The sequence below is a fragment of the Thiohalocapsa halophila genome, from assembly GCF_016583825.1.
GTDB classification, from domain to species: domain Bacteria; phylum Pseudomonadota; class Gammaproteobacteria; order Chromatiales; family Chromatiaceae; genus Thiohalocapsa; species Thiohalocapsa halophila.
This window is the reverse complement of sequence record NZ_NRRV01000034.1, coordinates 13,320-34,527: the sequence shown is the minus strand read 5'-3', so window position 1 is coordinate 34,527 and position 21,208 is coordinate 13,320. Positions and strand designations below refer to the sequence as shown.

Below are 21,208 nucleotides of genomic sequence, written 5' to 3'. Positions count from 1 at the left end.
AGCGACCCCGTGGCCCCCGCATTATGAGCGCGACACGCTTCACCGCTACCCGGACTCCCCTTGCCGAGCTGATGCTGCTCCAGCGCCACCCCCTCGGCGATGAGCGTGGTTACCTCGAGCGCCTCTTCTGCCGCGACGAGCTAAGGGATATGATCGGCGAGCGCCGGATCGAGCAAATGAACCACACGCTCACCGGCAAGGCGGGCACCGTTCGGGGCATGCACTTCCAGCACCCGCCGCACGCGGAAATGAAGCTGGTCACCTGCCTGCGCGGCCAGGTATTCGACGTTGCAGTGGATCTGCGCCAGGGCTTACCGACCTTCCTACGCTGGCATGGGGAATACCTCAGCGCCGAGAATCACCGGACCTTGCTGATCCCGGAGGGCTTCGCCCACGGCTTTCAGACCCTGACGGACGACTGCGAGCTGATCTACCTGCACACCGCCGCCTACCAGCCCGATGCCGAAGGCGCTGTCAATGCCCTCGACCCGCGCCTGGCCATCGACTGGCCGCTGCCGGTGACCGAGATGTCCGCCCGAGATCGCGCGCATCTATCCATCGCCACCGACTTCGCCGGCATCAGACTATGAAGTGTCGCCACTGCCACGCCGCACTGGAACTGCCTTTTATCGATCTCGGCAGCGCGCCGCCGTCGAACGCCTACCTTAGCGCGGAGGACCTGTGGGCGCCGGAGGCCTGGTACCCGCTGCGCGTGCTCGTCTGCACCGAATGCTGGCTAGTGCAGACGGCGGACTTCGCGCGCGCCGATGAGCTTTTCGACGCGGACTACGCCTACTTCAGCGGTTTCTCGAGCACCTGGCTGGCCCACGCCGAGCGCTATGTCGCGGACATGGTCCAGCGCTTCGGCCTCGATGCGAACAGCCACATGGTCGAGATCGCCGCCAACGACGGCTACCTGCTCCAATATGTCCAGGCCCGCGGCATCCACTGCACAGGGGTCGAGCCGACCCGCAGCACCGCCGACGCCGCCCGCGACAAAGGCATCCCGATCGTCGAGGCGTTCTTCGGCGTGCAGCTGGCCGAACAACTGGCGGAGCAGGGTCAGCAGGCCGACCTCATGACCGCCAACAACGTCCTCGCCCACGTGCCGGACATCAACGACTTCGTCGGCGGATTCGCACGCCTGCTCAAGCCGGAGGGCGTCGCGACCTTCGAGTTCCCGCACCTGCTGCGCCTCATCGAGCAGAACCAGTTCGACACCATCTACCACGAGCACTTCTCCTACCTGTCGCTGCTCGCCGTCGAGCGTATCTTCAACGCCAACGGGCTCAGTGTCTTCGACGTCGAGGAGCTGCCGACCCATGGCGGCAGCCTGCGCGTCTACGCCCAACGCCAAGACCTCGGTAAGCGGCCGCGCCAGTCCAGCGTCGACGACCTGCTCACACGGGAGCACACAGCCCGGCTCAAGCGCCTCGACGGCTACACCGGCTTTCAGGCCAACGCGGACCGGGTCAAGAATGACCTGCTGAGATTTCTGCTGGACGCCGCGCGCGACGGCAAAGGGGTCGGCGGCTACGGCGCCGCCGCCAAGGGCAACACCCTGCTAAACTACGCCGGCATCGGGCCGGACCTGCTGCCCTTCGTGGTGGACCGGAATCCCGCCAAGCAGGGCAACTACCTGCCAGGCAGCCGCATACCAATCGTGGGGGAAGAGCGCCTGACCGAAACCCGGCCGGACGCCATCCTGATTCTGCCTTGGAACCTGAAAAACGAGGTAACGCAGCAACTCGCCTACGCGCGTGATTGGGGGGCTGGCTTCGTAACTGCGGTGCCCAGTTTGGACGTTTCTTGATACCCCATCACTACCGCGCCAGCCGGCTAGGCGCTGCTCCAACCGAGCCACATCCTGCAAAGGACCAACGAATGATCGCACTGACGGGCGCAACAGGCTTTGTGGGTTCGCAAATACTCAAAGCTCTGCTTGCCCGTGGCGCTCGCGTGCGCGTCATCGTGCGAGAGCCAGCGAAACTCGATTCGGCGCTACTACACGCAAGCTCGAGCCTCGACATTGTGACGACGCAGGATCTGTTTGCCGAAAGCAAGGCTCGGTTGTCCGATTTGCTCAGCGGCACAGAGACCCTGGTGCATGCAGCTTGGTATGCCGAGCCGGGGAAATATCTGACTGCGGAGCGAAATCTGGATTGCCTGACGGGCACGATTGCGCTTGCGAAGGCGTTCGCCACCGCAGGTGGAAAAAGATTCGTCGGCCTAGGGACATGCGCAGAATATGATGCCGATGCCGGAATGCTGCGAGTCGATACGCCGTTGAAGCCGAATACCCTGTACGCGGCCTGCAAGGCGTCTACTTATCTCCTGCTGTCACAGACCCTGTCCGCTGCCGGCTTGGCCTTTGCCTGGTGCCGACTCTTCTATCTCTTTGGTGAGGGCGAGGACGCGCGTCGCCTTGTGCCTCACCTGCATCGGCAGTTAAGCCAGGGGCAGCCTGTGGACCTTACGAGTGGTCGGCAGATTCGAGACTTTCTCGACGTGGCAGATGCGGGCCGCATGATTGCGGACATCGCGTTGAGCAGCCGGGAAGGTGCCGAGAACATCTGTTCCGGTGTCCCGGTGACAGTCCGCCAACTGGCGGAGGGGATTGCGGACGTCTACGGGCGCCGGGACCTACTGCGCTTTGGTGCGCGGCCGGACAACCTGTTCGATCCCGCCTGCGTCGTTGGTGTGTGCGAGGAGGTTCAAGAGCGATGAATAACGCGTCCGCCCTCGTTCTGTGTGAATTATGGCGTCCGCCGCCGGGAACCGGGGATCCAGGCAGACTCACCAGCACACTCCAACGGCGCGGATTGCGCCTTATGGCGAAACCGCAGACTCCACCATCACAATTCCTCGCGCTGGTATTGGTCCAGGTAGGTCACGCTCCCTAACTCGGCACTCCGAATCCCCAGTTTGACCTTAGCGAATAATGCGTAGACGCGCTGAAGGGTCCCGGTCACTATTACCGTACCACGGTGAATTGTCTTGCGCATAGTGTCGCGCTATCCCAGAACCTTTTCGAATACATCGGAGTTGTCCAATGAGCGCGTTCGATAAAGAAGTCGCACTGCGCGTCGCGGAAAATGGACTCAACGCATCACTCATCGATGCCGCACAACAATTTCTCTTGGCCTCAACGAAGCCCAAGTACTGTTACAATTTTTCCTGGCAGGGCCGACCCATCATCCAGTACCCCCAGGACATCGTTGGGATGCAGGAATTGATCTGGTCGGTCAAACCGGACTTGGTGATAGAGACCGGCATCGCGCACGGCGGGTCGCTCATCTTTACTGCATCCATGCTCGCACTACTCGATTACTGCGATGCCGTTGAGCAGAACGCGACACTCGACCCGGCTGTCCCTCGTCGACGTGTGCTCGGAATCGATATCGACATCAGGACACACAACCGCGCCGCAATCGAAGCCCATCCAATGTTTCATCGCATCGACATGATTGAAGGCTCCTCGATTGCGCCCGATGTTGTGCGCAAGGTTCAAGACATCTCGGCGAACTATTCTCGAATCATGGTTTGCCTCGATTCGAACCACACCCATGAGCACGTGTTGGCGGAGCTGGAGGCATATGCTCCGCTGACCAGCGTCGGAAGCTACTGTGTTGTATTCGATACAATCATTGATGACTTCCCTGCCGATACCTATCCGGATCGGCCATGGGGCCCTGGCAACAACCCAAAGACTGCCCTAAGGGATTACCTAAAGCGTCATTCAGGATTCACGATCGATGCGGAAATGGATAACAAACTCCTGATTACCGTTGCGCCTTCCGGCTTCCTACGGCGCAACTACTGAGACAAGAACAGTTATATCTGGCTAACGACGCTAGTCCGGCCGTAGCCCTGTTTGCGATCAACGTGCAACTGGGCTTAGTGGCTATCGATTACCAGGAACACTCCGCAGCCTCTGGAGAGACTTCGGCACTAAGGTGTTGTTTCGGCCCTGGCAACACAGGAGCAGACACGCCTTGGGCGTGTCGGCGAGGCGCAACTGGGGGTTACGGGAGATAGGGACCGTCGCCTTTCGCGCACCAAATTGATCTTAGAACTAATACACACTACGCAACGCATAAGTTTCATGAGTATCGTTGGTAATCGGGTCGCTTCATGGCTAACTCTCTGATCAGCATAGGAATTCCAGCGTATAACGAGGCAAAGTATATCGGTGAAGCGGTTCGCTCTGCGCAAACGCAAAGCTACGAGAATATTGAAATAGTTGTTAGTGACAATGGGTCGACAGACGCGACGTATGAGATCATACGGCAGGCGTCTGCGGGCGACGAACGAGTTGTAATTATAAGAAATTCGTATAACATCGGGGCGACCCACAATTTTCGCATAGTTCGGGATGCTGCGCGAGGATCATTCTTCATGTGGCTTGGCGCACACGACATCCTTGCACCGAGTTTTGTGGAGGACGCAATTCGCAAACTGTCGAACCCACGCTGCGCTATGGTATTTCCTCGGTGCAACTTTGTTGATGAAGGAAATCCAGCAACTGTTCTGATGTCTGGTGACTCGGATATCGATACATCGTCTGTAGATTGTGTTGTCGCGCCCGTATTGGTGGCGCAGAATTTAGTTAAGTGCTCTGCGATCCACGGTTTATTTAGGGCAACTTTAGTTAAAGGGTTACCGTTCGAGCGCATCTATGGTGGAGACGATTTAATTCTTTTTCTGACGGCCGCCTACGGCACGCTGGAGCCATCTGATGGGGTCGGCTTACTCCGTCGACACCCTCGTGTGGGAGAGACCGCAGAAGAGAAGAGCGCGCGCTACGAGCAGGCGGGTATCTTACGGCGAGGAAAGGGCGTTGATCGCGCGGTCACCGCTGCTTACCATATTAAGTGGATTTGGAAACTTCGGCATTTCAGTGCGGGTCAGCGTTCTTGGCTGACCCATCAGTTCCTGTCTGTGTATCGGCGTCGATACAATGTATCTCTGCCCCGAGTATTCGTCGCGGCCGCAGCCATGGGTCCGGGCTTCCTGAGAGGCAACCTACCGTCGCGCGAGAGAGCGTGGAGATGAAATCGGGCTTTTTTGTCATTGCCGGTTTCCAGAAGTGCGCGTCGACGTGGTTGCACCGGGCACTGCAAGCACATCCAGATGTGTTCTTACCAGACGAGCATATGCTCCACTTTTTCGATATCCACTTTGATCGGGGCATCCCTTGGTATCAGAGGCTGTTTGAAACGGCTGCGCCTAGCCAGATCGTTGGTGATGCGACGGTGACCTACGCGCGTTCTGCGTTAGCCATGCAGAGGATTGCGCGGCTCGATTCAAGCGCACTGGTGGTGCTGATCTTGCGAAACCCCATCGATCGGGCATGGTCACATTACTGGCATGAGCGCAAGAAGGGCAAGATCGCTTTCGAGTTTGAAGAGTGGGAAAGCAACTATGACCTTTATTCTGACTGGATACTGCCTGGAATGTATGATCAACACATCGACCTCACGGAATCCCTGTTTGGTCGAGACCAGGTGCTGGTCATTTTTCAGGACGATGTAGCTGTTCGGCCAGTGGGTGTATTATCCTCTGTGTTCAACTTCCTCGGTGTCGATCATGATCGCGCCGTTGAGGTAGGCGCGGAGCGGAAACGCATCAACTCAACGGTGATCGGCAAGGGTTCGGCCGGGAGGTTGTCATTTTTTGCTAAATGGAAAGAGCGTCGTGAACGAGAGGCTTACGCGGCGGGCCCCAGCAAAGGCGCCGTTGCACGGTTGAGCCATCTGTATAGGCCGATGGTTCGTGAACTGGAGGCTCGTTATAACAGGGATCTTGAGAGATGGCTTCGCCCTTCAGCCTAGAGCGCTTTCGGGGACTCAAGGGGCTGTTTAGAAAGCCCAAGCACGCCTTCGATGGCCCCCGCGGTTTTTGTCTGGGCTTTCATTCCATATCTGACACTCCGATTTCGAGCATCGGAAGGCCGGGCGTCGTCACGTCGCCCGCCGATTTTCGGTCACTGATCGAGGAGGCAGCCCGTATGGCGGAGCCCGTGAGCCTAGCGGAGTCGCGCTTCCCGGACGCTTGGTTTGCCGTGACGTTCGACGACGGATTTGCCGATAACCTGACGGAGGCTTTGCCCATACTGGAGGAGCTTGGCATACCGGCTACCGTGTCTCCGACAGTTGGCTTTATTGAGCGTGAGGTGATCCCCTATGAGGTGGTGCTCGCGCGGGCGCTCAATGCTGATCCGGCTGGGGTTTCTCGGAGCCTTTCTGCCAACGCGATAAACGGCGACAAAATAGCCGCCTATGAAGCAATCCGCAAAGAGTACAAGTTCCGCAGTTGGAAAGACAGGGCGGAGCTTGTAGCTAATCTTGGTCTTGACGACAGAGCAAGGCAGAGCGTCTTCGATTTGTACCTGACCAAGGCCCAGCTAAAAGAGCTCAGTCAGCATCCACGTATCACCATCGGCTCCCACGGGATGTCACATATCTGTATGTCCTGCGTTCCCGCAGAGGTAGCTCGCGTGGAGATGGAGCACTCGAAACAGTACATAGAAGACCTGACTCGCGTGCCGTGCGAGATCTTCGTGCTTCCCTACGGCGATCCAGTGAATAGCCGTAACAGTTGCGTAAAGCGGGCAGGTTATCGGCGTGTAGTGACAACAAAACCCGCCCTTAACCTTGGCAGTACTCCGTCGACTATTGATCGTTTTTTGTGCGATGGGCTTAGTGTCCTGGGATGTGACTGGAACACGATGGTGGATACGGCTAGGCGCTAGCCGGTCGCGAAATCTTCAGGCGGCAGTCTTCGTGGGTAATCGTATCACCGGTTTTTTTTCCCTGCGGAATGTCCCTGATCGAAAGTCCGTGTAAAGCCTGGCGTAGCCGATCGTTTCGCTCTTGGTAAACCCCTGAAATCACTCGCGTCGTCTGGCCTGCTGGCTACCGGGTCAGAACGTGCGCGTGCGGCGTTATGATCGATGCCTGCCCGAATCACAGGGTCGGGCGGTATATCCGGTGGGTATGTAGTTGACCGGGTATACTCTGGCGAAGAATCGAGTGAAATTGCTTGAGGGCAATGGCCATGACTATACCGCCTTGTGGAAAAGATCGCGCAATAGTAATCGCCGCACTGCCTCGGGGTGGGTCGAATATTCTTTGGAATCTGATCGCGTCGCATCCATCAGTCTGTTTGCCGCGCTACGAGGTGAGGGAGATAATCGGCCGACTTGGGGTAGTCGGCAAGCTGATCCGGAAAGGTTTCGGGTTGAGTCCGGTGATCGGGCCCATCTTACGAGCACGATTTAAGAGCGTAGCCTACGATCTTAAAATCGCGTGTCTGGAGGATGAGGATCAGGGGCAGGCTGCGCCGGACAGGCGTTATCGACAAGAGGAGATTGAAGAAACGGTCGTTTGCTTGAAGTCGTTGATGGACGATGTGGCATTGTCGAGCTTCATCGCGGCCACATATGCACAATGCCATTTCATAGGCTTGGTCCGGAACGGGTTCGCGTTTTGCGATGGCGTAGTTCGTCGGGGAGGTTCGGCGGAAGACGCGGCACGTTTGTATTCTAGAACGGTGAATCAGATACTGAGTCAGGCCGAGACCTGCGAACACTTTGACGTCATTCGGTTCGAGGACGTCTTGGAAGATCCATTCGCGGTCTCAGAAAAGCTTTTCCGGTTTCTGGGGCTCGAACCAAGTACGTTGGAACATTTGCGCCTCAAGGCGAAGGGTAAGCGGGGCGCGAGCGGTGATTATGGCGTAGGGTTCGGGGAGGTGGATCGGCACTATTGGTTTGACCGAGAGGAGATTGTGCGCGCCCTTGATCCGCGGATCGATAAGAGACAAGCAGACTGCCTCTCGCTATCCGACCGTCGGACTTTCGGGCGCATAGCGGAGCTTGAGCTTGCCCGATTTGGCTATTTGGAGTGAGCGATATGAGCGTCGACTTTTCTGGATTGGAGTACGTGAGCAACGCCCACCATCCGTATGCTTGTTATGATTAGCGCTTTAGCTTGTTAACGCTCAGTGGTAATCTTTTGAACATCCTTGTCGGTATTACGCACTGCATTGAGAACGAGTTCGAGCAGTGCCTTGAATCCATCGATAGGCAAACGTTGCCGGCGTTTGACCGGTTCGTGCTCTCGAACCTACCCAATAAGGAGGCGCACGATACGCTGTATAGGACCTTCATGGAGCGCGCCGGGGAGGTCGATCTCTTCATCAAGGTGGACGCGGACATGGTGTTGGCCCGGCCCACCTTTTTTGAAGAGTGCGCGGAGCGGTTTCGGAGCGAGCCGGAGCTCGAACACCTGGAGATAGCGCTCAACGACTGGATGACGCGCCGTCGGATCTTCGGCCTCCACGTGTATCGATCCACCCACCGGTGGCAGCAGACGGCAGAGGCGATCTTCGTAGACATGGTGGACCATCCTCATCAACGTGTCGCGGACACCACACGCTTGGCGCCCGCGGCCGTCCACAGCCCCGACCCGTCGCCGTTTCAGGCGTATCACTTCGGCGTGCACAAGGGTGTGAAGTTCGTGCAGAAGGGGCGTTCACGGGTGCAGGCCGGTCAGCGTGTCGCGCACTGGTACCATTTCGAGAACCTAGAGGCCCATTTCCGGGAGACTGGGGATCGGCGGCTTGCGCTCGCGGTCATCGGCTTCAACGATGCCCTTCAGTCTCGCTGGGGCCCGGAGGCGGTGGATTACGACTCGGAGGTAACTGCCGCGCGCTTCTCGTCCCTCGCTGCGATGGAAGGGCGTGAGCTCGCGCGCATTGCAAGGCAGTCGCCGCTGCCCGGCGAGCGTTTCTTGCCGGCAGGGGCGCGCTTCGAGCTCAACCGGCTTCGCGTGAGCGGAACCTTAGGGCCGGGAATCCTACTCGATGCCGCGAAGCGCCTCCGGCGAGGTTCCTACCGGCGGGAGTGCCCCGCCGTCAGTCGTCAGCGTTGGTAAGCACGGCTCGCCTGCTTGGGGTCCTCGACTGCCGCCTGCCTACCCGCGGCGTAGCAACCTGCCCGCCTCGACGCTGTCGATCATTGCGCGGTGTTGCCGCATAAGGATCATGCTTATCACCCTGGGGTGCTAGGCGCCCTACGCAGGTAGCAGCCCTTTAGGCGGTGGTATCCAGGAGAAACGGATGTTTTACGTGAGCGCCTATCTTGGGGAGGCCCATGGGTCCGCAAAGTCGGCTCGGGATTTCGCCAAGGCCCTGCTCGCCCATTGCGGTGACACACGGATTGTCTGTCCGCGAACTGAGTTCTTTGATTCGTCGGCCGCCGGATATCCGCTCCACGAACCGATCTGGTACCGGACAGAGGCACGGAAACGCTACGGGCGTGGCTGGGTGGGACGGGTCCGCGGACGCCTTGATCGATCCTTCCGGCATCTGATGCGTAGCGGCATGCGCCGAGCTATGCACCGCGAAGTGGTCGTCGTGAATGGATGGGCAAGCATCAGTTATTGGCGCTCTTTGGCCGCCGCGCCAAAGCGTAGTGCACTCATCGTAAGGGAGTCCCCTCGACACTTCGAGTACGGCACTAGGGGCACGCCGATATCGCAGGTCATCCGCGAATTCGCGACCTTCGATCAGCTGATTTTCGTTTCGCGCATTGGCCAGGAAGAATGGACTCGAATGCCGGAGCTGTCGGCTAAGCCCAGCTTCTGTTTCCCGAACTGCTGCGAGGAGGAAGAAGTCGCTAGTGTCTCCTCGGGAGAGCGAGACGCGATTCGGTCCGGTCTAGGGCTTTCCGGCGATGAGAAAATGATCATCTGCCCAGGCGCGGTGGAGGAGCGCAAGGGGATCGAGATCGTGCTGCGGAACTGGAAAGGCATCAAGAAAAAGCTGCCGACCGCGAGACTGATCATCCTGGGGAAGGCGACACCCGATTACGGTCTGCCGCTGGTTGAGGGAGTTGCCGCGGGAAAGTACGGCCCAAGCATAACCCATATTGCGGAGCAACCCTCTGCGATCCCCTATATCTGCGCGGCAGATATGATGTTGTTCCCGTCGCGAGCAGAGGCGCTGCCCCGTGTCATCCTGGAGGCCATGGCAGCGGGCACCCCCGTTGTCGCCTCGACAGCCGACGGCATTCCGGAACTGATCGACCATAATCGGACGGGGTTACTCTTCGATTGGAATGAGCCTGAATCGATGGTTGCGGGAGTGGTGAAGGCCCTGACTGAACCGACACAGGCCGCGGCGTGGGCGGATGCGGCACGTAGGCGCTACGACGAGCGGTTCTCCCGGCGCCGTCAGATGGAGCGCATGCCGGCGCTACTTTCCTGGTTGGGAGTGTTGTGAGGCCGGATGTCGCCGAGCGTGGCTGCGTCGAACATCGCCGGCAGGCTCAGTGCCGCCACCCCTTGTTGGTGGCGGCTATGGCCTGCGGCTGCTGATTGGCCGCCAAAACCCTGACGCTTGGGGCTTGAACATGACTTCGCCAAGCTTCTGCGCCCGTTCGCGAGATTCTAGTCTTGGAGCCGAGCCAGAGCTTCAGCCAATCCGCCGACTGCGCGAAGCGACTTTATCCAGGCCAACATCGGCCTTGATCATAAGTCCGTCCAAAACCTAGTGTCGCCGGTGGTTTAGCTTCCGCCATGCCCAAGAAATCAGACACTTAGGCTGGAGCGCCGGAGGCGGACGCGGAAGGTGGTCGGAGTTATGATCAAGGCCCCAACATCTTTGGCGTATCGATAAAATTGCCAAGGATGAGTTGGTCTAAAAGCCGTGCCTGCCGTTGCTAAATGTGCGGACCCGAGGCCATCTGGAGCTGGCCCCACAAATTCACAATGATTGCTGGAGTTTTGGAACGTAATATACTGTCAGGCGACCTCGGCGATACCGGCGTTTCGCGCTGCGCTGGCGCCGCGGTTCGCTTGCACATGATAGCGCGAGTGCGGATCGTCTAATGCATCGACGACTTCGGAGGTGTTGTCGGTCGACCCGTCGTCGACCACGATGAGCTCCAGCGCTGCGAACGATTGGCACAAGACGCTGCGTATCGCGGCGCCGATGGTGTCTGCCCTATTGTAGGTCGGCAGGACAACCGAGACAGTGGGAGTTGTCAATGGTGGGTCCGTGAGTGTGGCAGGGGAGTCATGCTGTTGGAGCCCGAGAGAGGCCATGGTTTGCGAGCACTTACCACGTGGGTCTATCAGGGCTTCGCATGGACTCAGTCCAGTGGCGCTCTATCTGGGCAGTTTGCGGACAGGCAACCCCCGACAATTTGCCGAAGAGCATTTGCTGGGCGACGACGAATGCAGGATCCTTGCGGGCATACAGCTCGCGCGCGAGTTGACGCATACTGCGCGGTGGGTATCGCGCGTGCAGCCATAGCCGCAGCTGGTCGACATCGGGCGACACTGGCGTTGCCGAGTGCTCTCGCAGCGAGCCAAGAAAGTCGGATGCGATGCGGGCATGGAGCTGCCAGCGCGAGCGACAGCTCGCAAGGTATCTTGCGGGGGCGCGCAGAAGGGCACGGGGAAATCGCCGAATGGCGGGTGGCTCCCGTTGTCCGATCTGGTTGCCGGCGTGCTGGCGGTAGCGCACGAGCGGCCGCTTGATGACGCCGATGTCGCCTCGCGCTGCGGCATGTAGGATTGTCCAAAGATCATGGTGGTACGGCGGCGGGAAGCCCAGCTTGGGAAACGGGAGCAGGAAGGGCAGCAGCGCCCGACCGAACGCCATTGTACAACCGGTAGCGACGTTCTTTGTGATGAGGTAGAGCAGTCGGTGGTCCAGCACGCGTGATTCCTGTCGAAAGAGAGATCCATGGATCTCCGCCCCGGCCTCGTCCATGGTCGCGAGGTCAGTATGGACTAGGATGGCGTCTGTCCGGCGGAAGAAATCCGCGGTGATCGCCAATTTGTCCGGCATCCAGATGTCGTCTTGGTCGCAGTAGCAGATGTAATCAGCGTCAACCGGGGTGAGCGACAGCCCCGACTCGAATGCCTTGACGGAACCGGCGCGCCCGCTGTGTGCTCTGACCAGGAAGCGGCTGTCGGCGGCAGCGGCGGCCTGTAACTTGGCGTGCTCGGCGGGGTCGTCGGAGTCGTCGACGAGGACGCAGCGCCAGTCAACATGGGTTTGGCCCGTTAGTGACTTGAGCTGCTCCGTCAAGAAAACGGCGTTGGGGCGGTAGACCGCCATGACGATCCAGAACTTTGGCATCTGGGACCCGACGTTAGCAATTATGCTGCATGGGTGTGGCGAGCGCTAGCCAACCGCCGGTTCCGGGAAGGCTGGAGTCACGCCGGTTGCGTGGGCTGCGGTTGGTGCCGAGGCTGAGCAGGCGACACCGGGTCAGTCATCGGGTGTCGATTGTGCTGCACTCCCGCGGTGGAACCAACTGTTGACCTCGTCGGCTGTCGCCTCCATGGCCGTCGTCCAATCCGCGGGCAGGGAGAGTTGATCGCGCTTTACTGCCTTGGTGGCCGCGGCATGCGCGGCTTCGCAAAGCGCCGCGGTGATCGCTTCCGTAGTGGGCGCCGCGGCAAATAGGTCTGGAGACAACTTGTGGAGTTCGTCTGCCGTTTTGGTCTGGAAGGTGGTGGTTACAACCGCTGCACCTGCCGCAGCACCCTCCAGCGGGGGGTAGCTGGTGTGTGGTGAGAGCATCAGTGAGAGTATGACGTCTGCGGAACGGATGAGTGCCGCATAATCCTCAAACGCGAGCCAAGGCCGATTGACCAGCGTCGCGCCGCTGCCGAGATCGATTGGCGGGAGGGGCTCACCAATTGACAAAAACTCCCAATCATGAATCGCGAAGCCGTTTTGCGCGATAGCGCGGCGGAGTGCGCGCAGGGCAAGCTCGAATAAGAAGCGCGGTTGTTGCGGTTGGGCATAAAATAACAGGCGCAATGGCTGTCCACTGCGCCGTGCGGCTTTCGAGACTTCAGCAAGTCGAGTGCCTTGATGGCATCCGCCGGCCGCTTGTACGGTTGCACGGCGCCGAGCACCAAGAGTTTAGGTGCCTCTCGGACGTCGTCGGCGTCAAGCAGACGCAGGAACGCGCGCAACTCCGGATCATGTTCGACCCGGCGGCACGATTTTGTAGGGCTCGAAACGTAGTTGTATAGCACCGCGGAATGACCCCAACCAGCGGGTCCTGTGGTATCTATCTGCACTGCGCGAGAATTGAAGAGCACGCGGTTGGACGCGGCCTTGACGAAATCGCGTTGCAACTTGCCAAGAAAGCACGAACGACTGAGGAATTCCCTTATATGCCAGACGTGGGGAATGCCCGCGATCATGGCTGCAACAGCCCCAACGTTGACGACGCTGGTGTTTGAATAGATCACTTGACTTTCGCTGTCCCGTGCAAGCCGGGCGATGCGGGACGCCGCTCGGTTGATGTTGCGGCAGACGCCGGCATCCGTTGTCGTCCACCATGGAAAGTGGATAATGCGGACAGCTACACCGATGCTGGTCAGTTTGCCGACGAGTGGGCCTCTTCTCGGGCATACAACTATGAGCTGCCAGCCGGCAGCCTTGAGGTACTCGGAGCAAGTCAGCAGGGATCGTTCAGCCCCGGCGAGGCCGGCGCTATGGGATATGACCAAGGCGCGATTAGCGACTTTTGGTCCAGCGGCTCGCCGCAAGACGTTGTTGCGTGCGCCAGCCGTCGCGTTCACGACCGCGTTCCGACAAGCGCAGGTGCGCAGAAGGATCGTGAGTTACCCGATCGTGCTGCGCGGATCTTGTTCAAGCTGGGCTTCATTGCGATACCGTTCAAGCCATTATGCCGTTCGCGCTGATGGAGATTGTGACGCTCTTTTGAGAAAGTAGTCCCAACATCGATGCTTCAATCTCGGCTATCGAGGAACTCGCACAGCTTGTCGACTGCGGGTTCGAGGGCGCGTTCCCAATCGCTGTGCAATGACAGTCGATCTTGTTTGTTTTTCTTTGCTGATGCCGATTCGACCGCTTGTTCGAGTGCTGCTGCCAAGGCCAGCGGGGTGGGTTCGGCGGCGATAATGTCGGGGCTGAGTTGCGCGAGCGCCTCAGCGGTCTTGGTACCGAAGGTATTGGTGACGACGAGAGCCCCGCATGCGGCCGCCTCCAAAGGCGGATAGCTTGTGTGGGGCGCAAGCGAAAGCGACAACATGATGTCCGCGCTACGCATCAAAGCCGCATACCTGTCGAAGCTGAGCCATGGCTTATTGCGCAGGACTTGTCCGTTTCCCAGTGCGATGTCTGGCAAATGGGCTCCGACCCCGATGACCTCCCAGTCTGTCGGCGGCAACAGGCCGCGACGGCAAGCCTGCTTGAGCGCCAGGATGCCGATGTCGAACATGAATCGGCGTTGCTGCGGGCGGGCGTAGAAAAGTAGTTTGCGCTTTCGACTTCGGGTGGATTCGGGGCAGAAGAAGTTGCGGTCTACTGCGGGCCAGAAACTGGTGGTCTGGTGGTAGAAGTCTGGATCGGAGAAGCGGCCCGCTTTAAGGTCCCTCAAAAATGAAGCCACAGTCGGCTCGTTCACAATCGGCAACATATCCATCCCGTAGGTTTCCAAGGCGAGCGCATACTCGGAAGACCAGGGGAAGAAACCGGGCTCAAAATCCTGAATCAGATAGGTAAACTTGCTGCCCGAGGTTTGTGCTATCGCGCTGCGCGCCAAGTGAGCTGTTCCCCAGGCGGTCGCTAGGAAGCGGTCCTCCGAGCCGAAAGACCAAGGATCTTTGCCCGGGCGAGCTGAAGCGAAGGTCAGCTGTCCTGCTGGGATCTGTTGCCCCGTGATGGATTCCGCATGGCGCAGCAGGGGAGCAGAATCACGGTCAGGATCTGCAAAGGCTGAAAAGATCCGGACCGGCACGCCGCGCAATGCTGCGCGTACGGCGAGTTGAAGGACGGTGTTTGGTCCGCCGCTCATATTTCTGAGCCGACAGGAAGACAGCAGGACGTTCAAGTACGGAGGTGAGTCGGCCACGGATCGCTCGAATCGCACTGCATTGAGTCGCCGCACGCAAGGAGAGGTGGGGTTAGGAGGCCGAATTTTCTGTGCGATCCGGCGGGCAGACTTGATGATTCGCATTTGTTGCGGAGGAGGCTGTGGTTTGGGGGTGTGTACTTGCTGCTTGTCTGAAAATAACAGTCGGTTCCGGGGCCTCGTGCTACCGCGCGTTAGCGGTTTGGCGCGGCTCCCTGATCGTGTAAAACAAAGCTCTCAACCTCATGGAAATCGCTTCAACGCTGTAGCTCGTTTCTGCGGTCCTCCTTCCACATCGTCCAATGGCCTCGGCGCGGCTTGGATCGCGCGCAAGTTCAAAGAGGCTGTCCAGCCATTCCTTGTCGCAGGTCGCTGGAAGCCCCAAGTCCCCTGCTCTCAACAGTTCGCGATTCATACCGACGGGCGATACGACGACCGGGAGAGCCGCCGCCATGTACTGCAACATCTTGAAGCTGCATTTTCCCCGCTCCCAATCGCCGTCACTTAGGGGCATGATCCCGACGTCCATGTGCTGGAGAGACTCGACTTCGTTGGCGGGCGTCCAGCGGAGATATGTTATCCGACTCGAGGGCACGTCCGGCAGGTCTGGGGAGGCATCGCATACGACCAGCAGGCGGGCGTTCCCATGTTCTCTCAGGAAGTGTCCGAGCGGTCGCTGAATTGACTGAAGGTAGCGAAGGTTGGGGCGTGAGCCGGTCCATCCGACAGTGAACGGCTGGCCTTCGGGGCGGTGGTCGCGTGGCTTGAAGCGGTCGGTGTCGATGGCCGTTGGTACGACAAAGACATTCTGGTTGTGCTGGGAGAACCAGTCGGCCAAGAACTGGTTGCCGGCGAACACGGCAGTTGCAGACTTCGCGATTTTTCCAACGAAGGGGCGCTTGAGCCAGATGGCGTCGTCGACATCGAAGACGAGGGGTCGTTTGAGTAGGGGCTCGTAGCTGACGCCCCAGCGCAGCAGATCGCGCTGAAGCCAAACGATGTCGCCGAATCTCGATGCGATCACTCCGGGGATGCGCGCGGCGTAATGGGCGGCGACCATCCCGAGCCCGAGTGGTCCCAGGTAGCGGGGCCGGATACGGCCGAGGGCACCCGGGAGCTTTGCGTTCTGCTCGAGCAGGGGTGGGTGCTCCTGGACCTCGACACCGCGCTCGGCGAGGGCCGGGATGTATTGCCGGACCCGAAACCGGGCGGAAGGCATTGTGCGGCCACTCGTGAGCGCGACGACTTTCATGGGATGGCAGGCATCAGCGTCGGAGCGTGATCCGGTAGGAGGTTACCGGCCGCGCTGGGGCGGGTGTGGTCATTGAGGCGTTGACCGATGGTGGAAGCTCGCGTCGGCCGCGAGCTGCTTGGTGGCGAGGTCCGCCAGGACCGCGCGGATGGCCACGCGCCGCGCATCCATACGCGGTGTTCTGTGGCCGATGGCCCGGAGCATGTCTTGCACGGGTTGTGGCATGTAGGTGCGGATTGTCGCAACCACGCGGCGGCGGCGTGCGATGCGCTCTTCCCCTTGATCGAGGTTATTCGCCAGCCAATGGGAAAAGGAAACGGGCAGGATCGAGTCGCCCCCGGCTGCGCGCAGCTTGTCGGCCAGGAACGTCTTGACATCACTTTGCCGGGCAATAGAGCCGATATGCTGGACTGAGTCGCGACGTGCAAAGGGTACGCCGGGGAACATCTGCTCTACGATGTGGCGGAACACGCGTTTGTGGGTGCGCATGTGCTCGGGCAGTTGCTGGAAGGTTTCGACGACCGGGCGGGAGAGTAAGGGGTTCACGACTTCAGTGTACGCGAACTTGATATCGTCCAGGGACGCAGTAACATAAGGCGTACGGTATTCGAGCCAGAGACGATCGCGCCAATCGGCCAGGGATTCACTCGGACGGCGTCCGAGGCTTTGCGGAATCTGATCCGGCGAGGCGCGCAGCTCGTCGGGTAGGAAGGCGTCGCGAAAATCGTCCGCCGTGAGCAGCGTGCTGGCATCGCGCGCTTGATATTCGTTGCGAGCCGGCCCTTTGCTGCCGAATGCATCGTAGCCGCGTATCATGGTCACGGGCTTCGCGGAGAGCCTTGCCCAAAGCGCGAGTCCGTCCATGTAGCCCGAGAGATGGTCCAGGCGGCCTTCGCCGGCAGCCACGAAGCGCGCGAATACCTTTTCGAGGTTCGCTTGCTCAATGTCGGTGACCCAATAAGAGTGCTTGAGTCCACACTGCTGTGCCAACTGAATGGCCAAGGCGGCGTCGCTGTCCGGGCGTTTCGGTGCGTCCCGTAGGCCCCAGGTGACGGCTTCGACATTGCCTTTCTCTTGTAGATAGTACAGCAGACTGCGGCTGTCCATGCCACCTGACAACGCGAGCACCCACTGTTGGTCTTCAGAGATCATGGATGCGGCGGCTTCGTCGACCGCTGAGCGCAAACGCTGCTCGTGCTCAAGGTCCGGCCGCTTGACCTCACGGACGGTGAGCGTGCCGCCGGGTTGGAGGTCTAGCCGCCAGGACTGGGGATCGAAGCGGATGGTGCTGTTACCGGGCAGCAGTTGCGCCCGCGCATCCCAGGCGTTCTCCGGGCCGAGCGTGCCGCTCGCGAGGAACCAGCCGAGCGCTTGCGTATTGGGTTGATAACTCCCGAGGGCAGCGACAAGCATCCGCTGTGATGTGCTTACGACAAAGGCGTCTTCGGTGAGGCAATACCAGATGCTCCGCGAGGCGGTGTAGTCTGTCGACGCCTTGACCGCGTGGCCGTCGCAGCGGAGCAATGCGAAAGTACCGTCGGGGGCAGGCGCATCCATGGCGAGGTGCGTGGGACCGGGATTGGCAGGTGCCCCAAGGCAGAAGCTCAGGCCGTCCGCCAACAGGCTGGGCAAGGGACCATAGACCACGGACAAGGCGTGCTCGCTGGCGACCACGCGGGGAGTCTTGACTGTCGCGTTGTCCGGCAGGAGGCGCTCGCAGAAACCTTGCGCCCAAGTGACAGCGTCAGGCGGAGTTCCGTTGCGGTAATAGACGATCAGGCCTTTAGACATGGTGGAGAGTTATGCAGCAGTGACACGGACATGGCTTGCCGGCGCTTCGCTGGTGCCATTTGGAGGTTTTGGTCTATGCGATGTATCGAGCGGTGTACAAGCCGGAAGAAGCGCTAGAGCGCTTCGACGCTCGCGGAATATGCACGGCGCCGCCCTGAGCATTGGGAGCTGTCTTAAGTGATAAGTGGCCGCGCTGATCGAGGAAAATCCGTGCGAGGGGCTGTGCGTCCGTAAAGTGCGTGTTCAGACTACAAAGCCTCTGCCGGCGCGGCGTTCCTTCCAGCGGCGGCGTTCGATAGCCCGGACGCAGCATCTTCGGCGAGCTGCTTGGTAGCCAGATCTGCGAGGACGACGCGCAGGGCGACGCGGCGGACGTCCATCGTAGGTGGTCTTTGGGCGAGCAGTCTGAGCACGTCTTTGGCGGTCGGCGGCAGCGTGCTGCTCAGGAACGTAAAGGCGCGATGGCGAAGTGCGGTGGACTGCTGGCGCTGCTCGAGATTTTGCGCCAGCCACTCGGCGAAGGGCTGTGGAATCGGCGACTCCTGACCAATCTGCGCCAAGCGGTCGCGAACATAGTTCTTGACATCCTGTTGCCGGGAAATGGCTGCGATGTGCCGTACCGAATCTCGCCGTGCGAACGGCACCCCCGGAAACATCTCTTCCACAATTTGGCGAAACAGCCGCTTGCGGGTTCGCATGCGAACGGGAAGCGTCTGGACCACCTCGACCACGGGCCGAGACAAGAGGGGGTTGACCACCTCCGTATACGCGAACTTGACGTCATCGAGCGCTGCGGTGATGTAAGGGGTGCGGTATTCCAGCCAAAGCCGGTCCCGCCAGTCACTGAGCGACTCCTTCTCGCCTTGGCGAAGCCGTTCGGGGATATCCGCGTTGGAGCTGCGCAGCGCCGCAGGCAGAAACGACCCGCGTAGGTCGGCACTCGAAATCAGGATGCTCGACTCGCGGGCTTGATAGTCGGTGCCGACCATCGGCTTGGTGCCGAAGGCGTCGTAGCCGCGGATCATTACGCTGTGCTGACTGGACAAGCCTGACCATAAGCTCAACCCGTCCATATATCCGGAAAGATGGTCGACCCGACCTTCTCCGGCAGCGATGAATCGGGAGAATACCTGGTCAAGCTCGTCTTGGCGGTTGTCCGTCGCCCAGTGGGTGTGGCGCATGCCCGCGGTGGCGGCCAGCCGTGCCGCGACGGCTGCGTCGCCGTCGGCGATATCTCGCGATTCGGCCAGGCCCCAGGTGACGGCCTCGACGTTGGGGTTGCCTTGCAGATGGTACAGAAGACTGCGGCTGTCCATTCCGCCCGACAGGGCCAACACCCAGGATGCGTCCTGCGAAATCATCGATGAAACCGCTTCCTCGACTGCGGTCTGAAGCTGGTGCTTATGCTCCTGTATAGGTCGTTTGATTTCCCGAACAGTGAGAGGGTCACCGATGTCGAGCGTGGATTGCCAGCGCTCGGCATCGAAGCGGACAGTGCTGTTGCCCGGCAGAACGTGGACGCGCTGGTCCCAGGCGTTTTCCGGCCCCAGCGCCCCGCCGGCGAGAAACCATGCAAGCGCCCGCTGGTTGGGGCTGAAACTCCCGAGTACGAACGAAATCATTCGTTGGGAGGTTGCAGCGACGAAAACCTCGTCGGTGTGGCAGTACCAGATGGTGCGAGAAGCCGTGTAGTCCGTCGATGCAGCGACGCGGAGCCCGCCGGCGCGCAGCAATGCAAAAGTACCACTCGGGACGGCGCTGTCGGGATGAAGCTGGTGGTTGCCAGACTCGGAGCTTGCGCCGAGCAGGAAGCTCAAACCGTCCGCCACTAAATTGGGCATTGGGTCGTAAACTACAGAGACGGCGCTACCTTCTACTACGACACGAGGTTGTCGCGGATGAGCATTGTCGGGTCGGATGCGGGCGCATAACCTCTCGGCCCAGGCCTGAGGCTGGGTTGGAGTCTGGTGGCGGAAATATGCGATCAGGCCTTTGGACATCAGCAACCTACCTCGGCTTCAGGAAACAGGGCGGCCGTGCCGCCTTCAAGTCAACGGGCTGGATTGGCTACCAGTCGCTGCTTGATGGAGTGTCCTCTCCCAAGCAGGAAGGGTGGTCGCCAGCCCGAAACGCGCGCTTATTCGCTCACGAGCACTGGAGCCCATGGCGCGACCGCCATCCGGGGCCGTCAACACTCTTAGGGCGCCGTCGGCGATCGCATCCGCGTCGCCGCAGGCGGCGAGGTATCCGGTAGTACCATCGTCGATGATTTCGTCCGGACCGAAAGGACATTGTGTTGACACTGCCGGAATCCCCAATGCTTGGGCTTCGAGCAAGGCGTTGGGAGACCCTTCATAATCGCTGGTCAGCAAGAAGAGCGATGCGCGCGCGATGATAGGGTGAGGATTGTTGTGGAATCCCGCCAAAGTGACGCGGTCAGATAGGCCTAATTTTGTAATCAACTTCTTCAGGGCAGTGCGCTGAGGGCCATCGCCGAGAATTACTAAGTGTGCGCCGGTATGCGATGAAATGCGGCCAAACGCCTGGAGCATGACATCATAGCGCTTCTGCGGGGCCAACCGTCCGGCGGCGACTACGATAGGCGACGCAGGGAGGCTGAACTTTGGCTCCTCCGCAGCGCTGCGGTGGACGTACTCCAGGTCCAGCGGGTTCGGAACATGGAGTACTGGCCAAGCTGGGCTGCGATGATGTTGCCGAAACCCATCCGCTAATCCGGCGCTGTTGGCAATGATGCATCGAGCCGAAGGATACACCATGCGGGCCCAGAGCGCATGTGGTCCTGCCTCTATCTTCGTCGGACTGTTTGCGACGCGGGCGATCCAAGCTACATTTTGCCTTGACGAAGCTATTGCGGAGCCGGTCGGCAAATTGTAGTGGGAGAACATGCTTACAACAACGTCCGGCGGGTCCGCGGCGAGCCATCGGCGGAGCCATCCTATAGTTTGAACTGTCTTCGCTACCGGCCAGAGGCCGTGCTCGCGCTCGAGACATCGGACCCGAACATCTGGCGGCAGATCGTATTCGATACGGTCGCGAACGAGCGCGAGCTCAGGGGCGAAGTTGCGGCGGTTCAGATTGGTGAGTAGTGTGCTGGTGACACGCTCCGCGCCGCCGACGGTTAACCTGCCGACGAAAAAAACGACACGCAAGGGCGTGTTTGGCTCGGGCAGGGTATCCTGCATGTTAATTGTTCGGCCTGAATGGTAAGGGCGGCTAGTAGGGTAGAACAG

18 protein-coding genes and 1 pseudogene are annotated in these 21,208 nt (G+C 59.9%); 10 read left to right on the top strand and 9 right to left on the bottom strand.

Going from position 1 to position 21,208, the window contains the following annotated elements; translation table 11 throughout:
* Positions 1 to 23: 23 nt before the first annotated feature.
* From CKO31_RS14570 to CKO31_RS14525, 10 genes are all read left to right on the top strand, one after another.
* A complete protein-coding gene (locus CKO31_RS14570; protein WP_200238823.1) occupies positions 24 to 590 on the top strand; it encodes a dTDP-4-dehydrorhamnose 3,5-epimerase family protein in 567 nt (188 codons plus the stop codon).
* Positions 587 to 1,813 (top strand): class I SAM-dependent methyltransferase, encoded by a 1,227-nt coding sequence (locus CKO31_RS14565; RefSeq protein ID WP_200238820.1) that lies wholly within the window; start codon positions 587 to 589, stop codon positions 1,811 to 1,813. Before CKO31_RS14570 ends, CKO31_RS14565 begins: the two co-directional genes overlap by 4 nt.
* A 71-nt stretch (positions 1,814 to 1,884) precedes the next feature.
* Positions 1,885 to 2,727 (top strand): NAD-dependent epimerase/dehydratase family protein, encoded by an 843-nt coding sequence (locus tag CKO31_RS14560; RefSeq protein WP_200238817.1) that lies wholly within the window; start codon positions 1,885 to 1,887, stop codon positions 2,725 to 2,727.
* A gap of 325 nt (positions 2,728 to 3,052) precedes the next feature.
* On the top strand, positions 3,053 to 3,823 hold the full coding sequence (locus CKO31_RS14555; protein ID WP_200238815.1) for a cephalosporin hydroxylase family protein: 771 nt from the start codon (positions 3,053 to 3,055) through the stop codon (positions 3,821 to 3,823).
* Between the two features lie 311 nt (positions 3,824 to 4,134).
* Positions 4,135 to 5,055 carry a glycosyltransferase family 2 protein gene (locus tag CKO31_RS14550; protein WP_200238812.1) on the top strand — a complete coding sequence of 307 codons (921 nt, stop codon included), beginning with the start codon at positions 4,135 to 4,137 and terminating at the stop codon, positions 5,053 to 5,055.
* On the top strand, positions 5,052 to 5,834 hold the full coding sequence (locus CKO31_RS14545; protein ID WP_242475390.1) for a sulfotransferase family protein: 783 nt from the start codon (positions 5,052 to 5,054) through the stop codon (positions 5,832 to 5,834). Before CKO31_RS14550 ends, CKO31_RS14545 begins: the two co-directional genes overlap by 4 nt.
* Positions 5,813 to 6,754: a polysaccharide deacetylase family protein gene (locus tag CKO31_RS14540; RefSeq protein ID WP_200238807.1), complete on the top strand. Its 942-nt coding sequence runs from the start codon at positions 5,813 to 5,815 to the stop codon at positions 6,752 to 6,754. The genes CKO31_RS14545 and CKO31_RS14540 overlap by 22 nt, the downstream gene beginning before the upstream one ends.
* A 299-nt stretch (positions 6,755 to 7,053) precedes the next feature.
* A complete protein-coding gene (locus tag CKO31_RS14535) occupies positions 7,054 to 7,911 on the top strand; it encodes a sulfotransferase (protein WP_200238804.1) in 858 nt (285 codons plus the stop codon).
* A gap of 107 nt (positions 7,912 to 8,018) precedes the next feature.
* The gene (locus tag CKO31_RS14530) at positions 8,019 to 8,939 is read left to right on the top strand and encodes a hypothetical protein (protein ID WP_200238801.1); all 921 of its coding nucleotides are present in this window, start codon (positions 8,019 to 8,021) and stop codon (positions 8,937 to 8,939) included.
* 184 nt (positions 8,940 to 9,123) lie between these two features.
* The gene (locus CKO31_RS14525) at positions 9,124 to 10,287 is read left to right on the top strand and encodes a glycosyltransferase family 4 protein (protein WP_200238799.1); all 1,164 of its coding nucleotides are present in this window, start codon (positions 9,124 to 9,126) and stop codon (positions 10,285 to 10,287) included.
* Positions 10,288 to 10,808: 521 nt separating this feature from the next.
* On the opposite strand, the gene CKO31_RS14520 is transcribed toward CKO31_RS14525, so the two are convergent.
* From CKO31_RS14520 to CKO31_RS14480, 9 genes and pseudogenes are all read right to left on the bottom strand, one after another.
* Entirely contained in the window at positions 10,809 to 11,111 is a 303-nt protein-coding gene (locus CKO31_RS14520) for a glycosyltransferase family 2 protein (protein WP_242475386.1), read from the bottom strand.
* A 13-nt stretch (positions 11,112 to 11,124) separates the two neighbouring features.
* Positions 11,125 to 12,156: a glycosyltransferase gene (locus CKO31_RS14515; protein ID WP_200238794.1), complete on the bottom strand. Its 1,032-nt coding sequence runs from the start codon at positions 12,154 to 12,156 to the stop codon at positions 11,125 to 11,127.
* Between the two features lie 132 nt (positions 12,157 to 12,288).
* Positions 12,289 to 12,846: a rhamnosyltransferase WsaF family glycosyltransferase gene (locus tag CKO31_RS26865; protein WP_242475385.1), complete on the bottom strand. Its 558-nt coding sequence runs from the start codon at positions 12,844 to 12,846 to the stop codon at positions 12,289 to 12,291.
* A 308-nt stretch (positions 12,847 to 13,154) separates the two neighbouring features.
* Positions 13,155 to 13,619 (bottom strand): annotated as a pseudogene (locus CKO31_RS27675) (glycosyltransferase family 4 protein); the annotation flags it as partial.
* Between the two features lie 170 nt (positions 13,620 to 13,789).
* Positions 13,790 to 14,893, bottom strand: a complete 1,104-nt coding sequence (locus tag CKO31_RS14500; RefSeq protein ID WP_200238787.1) for a rhamnosyltransferase WsaF family glycosyltransferase — start codon at positions 14,891 to 14,893, stop codon at positions 13,790 to 13,792.
* A 205-nt stretch (positions 14,894 to 15,098) separates the two neighbouring features.
* Positions 15,099 to 16,166: a glycosyltransferase family 4 protein gene (locus CKO31_RS14495; RefSeq protein WP_200238784.1), complete on the bottom strand. Its 1,068-nt coding sequence runs from the start codon at positions 16,164 to 16,166 to the stop codon at positions 15,099 to 15,101.
* Positions 16,167 to 16,235: 69 nt separating this feature from the next.
* The gene (locus CKO31_RS14490; RefSeq protein ID WP_200238782.1) at positions 16,236 to 17,957 is read right to left on the bottom strand and encodes an asparagine synthase-related protein; all 1,722 of its coding nucleotides are present in this window, start codon (positions 17,955 to 17,957) and stop codon (positions 16,236 to 16,238) included.
* Positions 17,958 to 18,205: 248 nt separating this feature from the next.
* Positions 18,206 to 19,774: an asparagine synthase-related protein gene (locus CKO31_RS14485; RefSeq protein ID WP_200238780.1), complete on the bottom strand. Its 1,569-nt coding sequence runs from the start codon at positions 19,772 to 19,774 to the stop codon at positions 18,206 to 18,208.
* A 228-nt stretch (positions 19,775 to 20,002) separates the two neighbouring features.
* On the bottom strand, positions 20,003 to 21,160 hold the full coding sequence (locus tag CKO31_RS14480) for a glycosyltransferase (protein WP_200238777.1): 1,158 nt from the start codon (positions 21,158 to 21,160) through the stop codon (positions 20,003 to 20,005).
* Positions 21,161 to 21,208 lie beyond the last annotated feature (48 nt).

What these genes read in the sequence shown, in the direction of transcription:
- CKO31_RS14560 (WP_200238817.1), top strand. Translation starts at nt 1,885, where the DNA reads ATGATCGCACTGACGGGCGCAACAGGCTTTGTGGGTTCGCAAATACTC.
- CKO31_RS14570 (WP_200238823.1), top strand. Translation starts at nt 24, where the DNA reads ATGAGCGCGACACGCTTCACCGCTACCCGGACTCCCCTTGCCGAGCTG.
- CKO31_RS14550 (WP_200238812.1), top strand. Translation starts at nt 4,135, where the DNA reads ATGGCTAACTCTCTGATCAGCATAGGAATTCCAGCGTATAACGAGGCA.
- CKO31_RS14555 (WP_200238815.1), top strand. Translation starts at nt 3,053, where the DNA reads ATGAGCGCGTTCGATAAAGAAGTCGCACTGCGCGTCGCGGAAAATGGA.
- CKO31_RS14540 (WP_200238807.1), top strand. Translation starts at nt 5,813, where the DNA reads ATGGCTTCGCCCTTCAGCCTAGAGCGCTTTCGGGGACTCAAGGGGCTG.
- CKO31_RS14495 (WP_200238784.1), bottom strand. Translation starts at nt 16,166, where the DNA reads ATGAAAGTCGTCGCGCTCACGAGTGGCCGCACAATGCCTTCCGCCCGG.
- CKO31_RS14515 (WP_200238794.1), bottom strand. Translation starts at nt 12,156, where the DNA reads ATGCCAAAGTTCTGGATCGTCATGGCGGTCTACCGCCCCAACGCCGTT.
- CKO31_RS14545 (WP_242475390.1), top strand. Translation starts at nt 5,052, where the DNA reads ATGAAATCGGGCTTTTTTGTCATTGCCGGTTTCCAGAAGTGCGCGTCG.
- CKO31_RS14480 (WP_200238777.1), bottom strand. Translation starts at nt 21,160, where the DNA reads ATGCAGGATACCCTGCCCGAGCCAAACACGCCCTTGCGTGTCGTTTTT.
- CKO31_RS14520 (WP_242475386.1), bottom strand. Translation starts at nt 11,111, where the DNA reads ATGGCCTCTCTCGGGCTCCAACAGCATGACTCCCCTGCCACACTCACG.
- CKO31_RS14565 (WP_200238820.1), top strand. Translation starts at nt 587, where the DNA reads ATGAAGTGTCGCCACTGCCACGCCGCACTGGAACTGCCTTTTATCGAT.
- CKO31_RS14535 (WP_200238804.1), top strand. Translation starts at nt 7,054, where the DNA reads ATGGCCATGACTATACCGCCTTGTGGAAAAGATCGCGCAATAGTAATC.
- CKO31_RS14525 (WP_200238799.1), top strand. Translation starts at nt 9,124, where the DNA reads ATGTTTTACGTGAGCGCCTATCTTGGGGAGGCCCATGGGTCCGCAAAG.
- CKO31_RS14490 (WP_200238782.1), bottom strand. Translation starts at nt 17,957, where the DNA reads ATGTCTAAAGGCCTGATCGTCTATTACCGCAACGGAACTCCGCCTGAC.